Here is a 6,924-nt window from a genome sequence, read left to right as displayed (position 1 = left end):
GTTTTTCTCCCCTCTCCCCCCGGCCCCTCCCGCGAGGGAGAGGGGAGAAAAACCGGGCGGATGGGGAGGGGCGTTGCGAGGAAAGCCCCTCGACAGACTCGGGGCGAGCGGCGCGCGGTAAGTGATGGCTGGTGAATCTCCGGCGGGTGGGGCCAAAGCCGATCGCAGGTGAGCCATCAGGGGCTTCGCGCATCGGCCTGCCAGCCGACCACCACAGCCACGCTCCCAGGGCTCGTGCCCACACAGGAGAAAAGCAACATGCAGTTCTTCTTCGAAGTGCTGATCGGCGGACTGCTTTCCGGGGTGCTGTATGCGCTGGTGGCGCTGGGCTTCGTGCTCATCTACAAGGCTTCCGGCGTGTTCAACTTCGCCCAGGGGGCGATGGTGTTCTTCGCCGCGCTGACTTTCGTCGGCTTCCAGGAAGTGCTGCAGCGCTGGGGGCTGCCGGCGGCGCCGGCGTTCTGGTTGGCCTTCATGCTGACGCTGGGGGCGATGGTGGTGCTGGGCATCCTCACCGAGCGCATCGTGCTGCGGCCGCTGGTGAACCAGCCGCCCATCACCCTGTTCATGGCCACCATAGGCCTCACCTACCTGGTGGAAGGTATCGCCCAGGGCATATGGGGCGCCAACGTGCGCGGGCTGGACCTGGGCATTGCCGACGAGCCGGTGGAGTGGGTGATGGACAGCGCCGGTCTGCTGGTGTCGCGCTTCGACGTCTTCGCCGCGGCGATGGCCGGCGCGCTGGTGTTGTCGCTGGCGCTGTTCTTCCAGTACACCCGCACCGGGCGCGCCCTGCGCGCGGTGGCAGACGACCACCAGGCGGCGCTTTCCATCGGCATTCCGCTGCAGCGCATCTGGGCCATCGTGTGGGCGGTGGCCGGCTTCGTCGCCCTGGTCGCCGGGCTGATCTGGGGCGCGCGCAACGGCGTGCAGTTCGCCCTCACCTATACCGCGCTGAAGGCGCTGCCGGTGCTGATACTGGGCGGCTTCACCTCGGTGCCGGGTGCCATCGTCGGCGGCCTCATCGTCGGTGCCTCGGAGAAGCTGGCGGAGGTCTACATCGGGCCTATGGTGGGCGGCGGCATCGAATCCTGGTTTCCCTACGTGCTGGCGCTGGCCTTCCTGCTGCTGCGGCCGGAGGGGCTGTTCGGCGAGAAGCACATCGACCGGGTGTAGTCGGCAGAGGGGAACGGGGCAGCACCAACAGACAAGGGGCGCCAGCAGCCGCCCAGGGAGCGCGAGACCATGCTTTACCGTGAAGCGGGCCAGTTCAAGGCCAGTTACCAGGCGGACCAGCAGATCTTCCCCATCCGGCAGGATCGCGTCGGCTTCGCCCTGGTGCTCGCCTTCTTCTTCCTGCTGGTGCCGGCGCTGGCCAACCAGTACTGGCTGCAGGCCATCCTGATTCCGGTGCTGATCTTCTCGCTGGCGGCGCTGGGGTTGAACATCCTCACCGGCTATGCCGGCCAGCTGTCGCTGGGTTCGGCGGCCTTCATGGCGGTGGGCGCCTTCGCCGCCTACAACTTCATGCTGCGGGTGCCGGGCATGCCCTTCCTGCTGGCGCTGGTGCTGGGCGGGCTGTGCGCGGCGGCGGTGGGCGTGGCCTTCGGCCTGCCCAGCCTGCGCATCAAGGGTTTCTACCTGGCGGTGGCGACGCTGGCGGCGCAGTTCTTCATCATCTGGGCGCTGACCAAGTTTCCCTGGTTCTCCAACCATTCCGCCTCCGGCGTCATCAGCACCCAGGCGGTGGTCATCCTCGGCTACGCCTTCGACACGCCGGCGAGCAAATACCTGCTGACGCTGTCGGTGGTGGCGCTGCTGGCGCTGCTGGCGAAGAACATGGTGCGCAGCTCCACCGGCCGCGCCTGGATGGCGGTGCGCGATATGGACGTGGCCGCGGAGGTGATAGGCATACGGCCGCTGCACGCCAAGCTGAGCGCCTTCGCCGTGTCCTCTTTCTACTGCGGCGTGGCCGGCGCGCTCTATGCCTACACCTACCTGGGCACGGTGGAGCCGGAGGGCTTCAACCTGGATCTGTCGTTCAAGATCCTGTTCATGATCATCATCGGCGGCGTCGGCTCCATCCTCGGTGCCTTCCTCGGTGCCGCCTTCATCGTGCTGCTGCCCATCTTCCTGGACAACGTGATCCCGCAGCTCTTCGGCGGCCTGCTGTCGTCCAGCTTCTCGTCCAACCTGCAATTGATCGTGTTCGGCGGGCTGATCGTCTTCTTCCTGATCGTGGAGCCGCACGGCCTCGCCCGGCTGTGGCAGATCGGCAAGGAGAAGCTGCGGCTGTGGCCCTTCCCCCATTGAATCCGCGGCCGGCGCGCGACGCCGGCCCGCCGGTGGCATGTAGTCCATACCGATAAAGAGGAGACAAGCATGGAGAAGATGCACCGCGCCCGCCGGGGCGCACCGCTGGCGGCGCTGGCCGCCGGTTTGCTGATCGCGCTGCCGGCGCTGGCCCAGGAGCAGTTCATCGGCCTGCCGAGTTACCGCGTCGGCCCCTATGCCGCCGGCGGTTCCGGCATCTACGGCGGATGGATCGACTACATGACGCTGATCAACGAGCGCGATGGCGGCATCAACGGCGTCAAACTCACCTGGGAAGAGTGCGAGACCGAGTACAACAACGCCCGCGGCGTGGAGTGCTACGAGCGCCTGAAAGGCAAGGGGCCGACCGGCAATACCACCTTCCAGCCGCTTTCCACCGGCATCACCTACTCGGTGCTGGAGAAGGTGGCGCAGGACAAGATCCCGATGGTGACCATAGGTTACGGCCGCACCGATGCGGCCGACGGCCGCGTCTTCCCCTGGGTGTTCCCGATGATCTCGACCTACTGGTCGCAGGCCTCCGGCATGGTGAAGTTCATCGGCGACAAGGTGGGCGGGCTGGAACAGCTGAAGGGCAAGAAGATCGTCTATCTCTATCACGACTCCGCCTTCGGCAAGGAAGGCATTCCGCTGATGGAGCAGTCGGCGCAGAAATACGGTTTCACGCTGAAGCAGATCCCGGTCGCCCATCCGGGCAACGAGCAGCAGGCGCAGTGGCTGCAGATCCGCCAGGAGAAGCCGGACTACGTGATCCTGTGGGGCTGGGGGGTGATGAACCCGACCGCGCTGCGGGCGGCGGCGCGCAGCGGCTATCCGCGCGACCGCATCGTCGGCGGCTGGTGGTCCGGCTCGGAGGAGGACACCATCCCCGCCGGCGACGCCGCCAAGGGCTACATCTCCGCCAACCTCTCCGGCGTGGGCACCGGCTTCCCGGTGATCCAGGAGGTGCAGAAGCATGTGTATGCCAGGAACAAGGGCAACATGGAGGACAAGAACCGCGTCGGCAGCGTGTATTACAACCGCGGCATTGTGCACGGCATCCTCACCGTGGAGGCCATACGCACCGCCCAGCAGAAGTTCGGCTCCGGCAAGCCGATGACCGGCGAGCAGGTGCGCTGGGGCTTCGAGCACCTCAACCTGGATGCCGACCACCTCGCCAGGCTGGGCGCCACCGGCCTGCTGCCTGAGCTGAAGGTGAGCTGCGCCGACCACGAGGGCGCCGGCAAGGTGAAGTTCCAGCAGTGGGACGGCAGCAAGTGGCTGCCGCTGACCGACTGGATCGAGGCCGATCGCGCGCAGGTGCGCGGGCTGATCGAGGCTTCCGCCGGCGCCTATGCCAAGGAGAAGGGCATCACCCCGCGCGACTGCAGCAAGGAGCCGTAGCCGCCGGCGCGGCGGACCGGCGCCCGCCTCGCCGCGCCGCCGCGCACCCTGCCTCAGCTGCCCGACCCTCTCCCACCTTCCACCGAGAGCCACCCCCATGAGCACCGATGCCGCCGCCCCTTACCTGGAGATCAACAACGTCGAGGTCATCTACGACCATGTCATCCTGGTATTGAAGGGCGTGTCGCTGAAGGTGCCGCGCGGCGGCATCGTCGCCCTGCTGGGGGCGAACGGCGCCGGCAAGTCCACCACGCTGAAGTCCATCTCCAACCTGCTGCGCGCCGAGCGCGGCGAGGTCACCAAGGGCAACATCCACTTCAAGGGCGACCGGGTGGACCGGATGACGCCCAGCGAGCTGGTGAAGCGCGGCGTGATCCAGGTGATGGAAGGCCGCCACTGCTTCGCCCACCTCAGCGTGGAGGAAAACCTGCTGGCCGGCGCCTACACCCGCGGCCACGCGCGGGCGGAAATCCGCGCCGGGCTGGAGAAGGTCTACCACTACTTCCCGCGGCTGAAGCAGCGCCGCAGCTCGCAGGCCGGCTACACCTCCGGTGGCGAGCAGCAGATGTGCGCCATCGGCCGCGCGTTGATGGCACGGCCGGAGATGATCCTACTGGACGAGCCTTCCATGGGGCTGGCGCCGCAGATCGTCGAGGAGATCTTCGAGATCGTGAAAGACCTCAACCGCAGCGAAGGCGTGGGTTTCCTGCTCGCCGAGCAGAACACCCTGGTGGCGCTGCGCTATGCCGACTTCGGCTACATCCTGGAAAACGGCCGGGTGGTGATGGAAGGCGCTGCCGCCGGGCTGGCCGCCAACGAAGACGTGAAGGAGTTCTATCTCGGCCTGTCCGGCGAGGGCCGCAAGAGCTTCCGCGACGTGAAGCATTACCGCCGGCGCAAACGCTGGCTGTCCTGAACGCGGCGCCATCGCCGCTTTCCCTTTCCTGCCGGAGCCCCCCATGGAGCACTACGACGCTCGAGAAACCCGCGATCCCGCGCAACGGGAAAGCGAGCTGTGCGCCCGCCTGCCGGCGCTGATCGCCCACGCCCAGATGCATGCGCCGGCCTACGCCCGCCTGCTCGCCGGCGTGGACGCCGAAGCCGTGAGCAGCCGCGAGGCGCTGGCCCGCCTGCCGGTGACGCGCAAATCCGAGCTGGTGGAGCTGCAGCGCGCGGCCCGGCCCTTTGGCGGCTTCGCCGCGGTCGGCTGGGGGCGCGCCTGCCTGCGGGTGTTCGCCTCGCCCGGGCCGCTGTACGAGCCGGAGGGCGCCCGCGCCGACTACTATCGCCTCGCCCGTGCCCTGTTCGCCGCCGGCTTCCGCGAGGGCGACCTGGTGCACAACACCTTCTCCTATCACATGACACCGGCTGGCTCGATGATGGAGGGCGCCGCCCATGCCCTGGGCTGCACCGTGTTCCCCGCGGGCACCGGCCAGACCGAGCAGCAGCTGGCTGCCATCGCCGATCTGCAGCCGAATGCCTACATCGGCACGCCTTCCTTCCTGCGCGTCCTGCTGGACAAGGCTGCGGAACAGGGCGCGGCTCTGTCCTTCACCAAGGCGCTGGTCTCCGGCGAAGCCTTTCCGCCCAGCCTGCGCGAACGCTTCGCCGCCGCCGGTATTACCGCCCGCCAGGCCTACGCGACTGCCGACATCGGCCTGATCGCCTACGAAACCCCGGCGCAGCAGGGACTGGTGCTGGACGAGGACGTACTGCTGGAGATCGTGCGCCCCGGCACCGGCGATCCGCTGCCGCCGGGCGAGGTCGGCGAGGTGGTGGTGACCAGCTTCAATCCGGATTACCCCTTGATCCGCTTCGGCACCGGCGATCTCTCCGCCGTGCTGCCGGGCGCTTCGCCCTGCGGCCGCAGCAATCTGCGCATCCGCGGCTGGCTGGGGCGGGCGGACCAGACGACCAAGGTGAAAGGCATGTTCGTCCACCCCGGCCAGATCGCCGAGGTGGCGAAACGCCATCCCGGGTTGGGGCGGCTGCGGCTGGTGGTGGACAACCCCCAGCAGACCGACCGCATGACCCTGCACTGCGAGTTCGGCGGCGCGGTGTCGGCAGGGTTCGGCGAGGCGGTCGCCGCCAGCCTGCGAGAGCTGACCAAGCTGCGCGGCGAAGTCAGCTTCTGCGCGCCCGGCAGCCTGGCCAACGACGGCAAGCTGATAGATGACCTCCGCCGCTACGAGTGAGGCGCTCCGGCGCTTGCCGCCGCAGGCCTGGCTTGTGCGGGGCGGCGTAACACCGTAGAACAGCGTCTTTCCCGTCCCGCTCGTCTGCCGAAATGCAAAGCCTGCTGCTGTTGTTGCCGGATTTCTCCCTGATCGTCCTCGGCGCGGTGCTGAGGCAGGTGATGCTGAATGAGGCGGCCTTCTGGCCCAGCGTCGAGAAGCTGGTCTACTTCATCCTCTTTCCGGCGCTGCTGTTCAACGCCATGGCGACCGCCGACATCGACCCGGATGGCACGCTGCCGCTGTTCTTCAGTGGTCTGGGGCTGATGGTGTCCGGCTTCGCCCTGGCCTGGCTGGGGCGGCCGCTGATGGGCCTGTCGCCGCTGGCCTTCGCCTCGCGAATGCAATGCGCCTACCGCTTCAACACCTACATCGCCATCGCGCTGGCCGGCAAGCTGCATGGCCCGGCAGGCGTGGCGACCATGGGCGCGCTGTGCGGCACCATGGTGCCTTTCGCCAACATCTTCGCGGTGAGCCAGCTCGCCCGCCACGGCCAGACCAACATGCTGCGGGAGATCGCGCGCAACCCGCTGGTGATCGCCACCGTGGCCGGGCTGGCGTGGAATCTCGGCGGCCTGCCGCTGCCGGATGCCGCCGCCTCCTTTCTCAAGCGCCTGGGGGATGCCGCGGTGGCGCTGGGCTTGCTGGCGGTTGGCGCGGCGCTGCGCTGGGGCAAGGCGGAGGGCAGTCTGACGGGCTCGGTCTGGCTGCTGGCGGTGAAGCTGATGCTGCTGCCGGCGATCGCCTGGGGCCTGGGCCGCCAGCTCGGCCTTGGCGGCGTTCCCTTCGACATCCTGGTGCTGTTCGCCGCACTGCCCACCGCCAGCTCGGCTTACATCCTGGCGATGCGCATGGGCGGCGACGGGCCGGGCGTGGCCTGGCTGATTTCCGCCTCCACCCTGCTGGCGATCGTGTCGCTGACCTTCTGGCTGCAGCTGCTCTGAGCAGGCGCCGGGCGGGGCCAGGCAGGGGA

Annotated in this window: 6 protein-coding genes; all 6 read left to right on the top strand. The window is 68.1% G+C overall.

Annotation, left to right across the window (positions count from 1 at the left end; translation table 11 throughout):
- Nucleotides 1-258 precede the first annotated feature (258 nt).
- Nucleotides 259-1,176 carry a branched-chain amino acid ABC transporter permease gene (locus GRF61_RS22630; protein WP_169152881.1) on the top strand — a complete coding sequence of 306 codons (918 nt, stop codon included), beginning with the start codon at nt 259-261 and terminating at the stop codon, nt 1,174-1,176.
- Between the two features lie 69 nt (nt 1,177-1,245).
- Nucleotides 1,246-2,313 carry a branched-chain amino acid ABC transporter permease gene (locus GRF61_RS22625; RefSeq protein WP_169152880.1) on the top strand — a complete coding sequence of 356 codons (1,068 nt, stop codon included), beginning with the start codon at nt 1,246-1,248 and terminating at the stop codon, nt 2,311-2,313.
- A gap of 69 nt (nt 2,314-2,382) precedes the next feature.
- Nucleotides 2,383-3,717, top strand: coding sequence for an ABC transporter substrate-binding protein (locus GRF61_RS22620; RefSeq protein WP_169152879.1), 1,335 nt, complete (start codon nt 2,383-2,385; stop codon nt 3,715-3,717).
- Nucleotides 3,718-3,814: 97 nt separating this feature from the next.
- On the top strand, nt 3,815-4,633 hold the full coding sequence (locus tag GRF61_RS22615; protein ID WP_169152878.1) for an ABC transporter ATP-binding protein: 819 nt from the start codon (nt 3,815-3,817) through the stop codon (nt 4,631-4,633).
- Between the two features lie 43 nt (nt 4,634-4,676).
- Nucleotides 4,677-5,912 (top strand): AMP-binding protein, encoded by a 1,236-nt coding sequence (locus GRF61_RS22610; RefSeq protein WP_169152877.1) that lies wholly within the window; start codon nt 4,677-4,679, stop codon nt 5,910-5,912.
- 92 nt (nt 5,913-6,004) lie between these two features.
- Entirely contained in the window at nt 6,005-6,895 is an 891-nt protein-coding gene (locus tag GRF61_RS22605) for an AEC family transporter (protein ID WP_169152876.1), read from the top strand.
- Nucleotides 6,896-6,924 lie beyond the last annotated feature (29 nt).

The sequence above is a fragment of the Azoarcus sp. TTM-91 genome (assembly GCF_012911025.1).
In the GTDB taxonomy this organism is placed as follows: domain Bacteria; phylum Pseudomonadota; class Gammaproteobacteria; order Burkholderiales; family Rhodocyclaceae; genus Azoarcus.
Note: the sequence above shows the minus strand (reverse complement) of the source record. Positions and strands in the feature narration are given on the sequence as shown.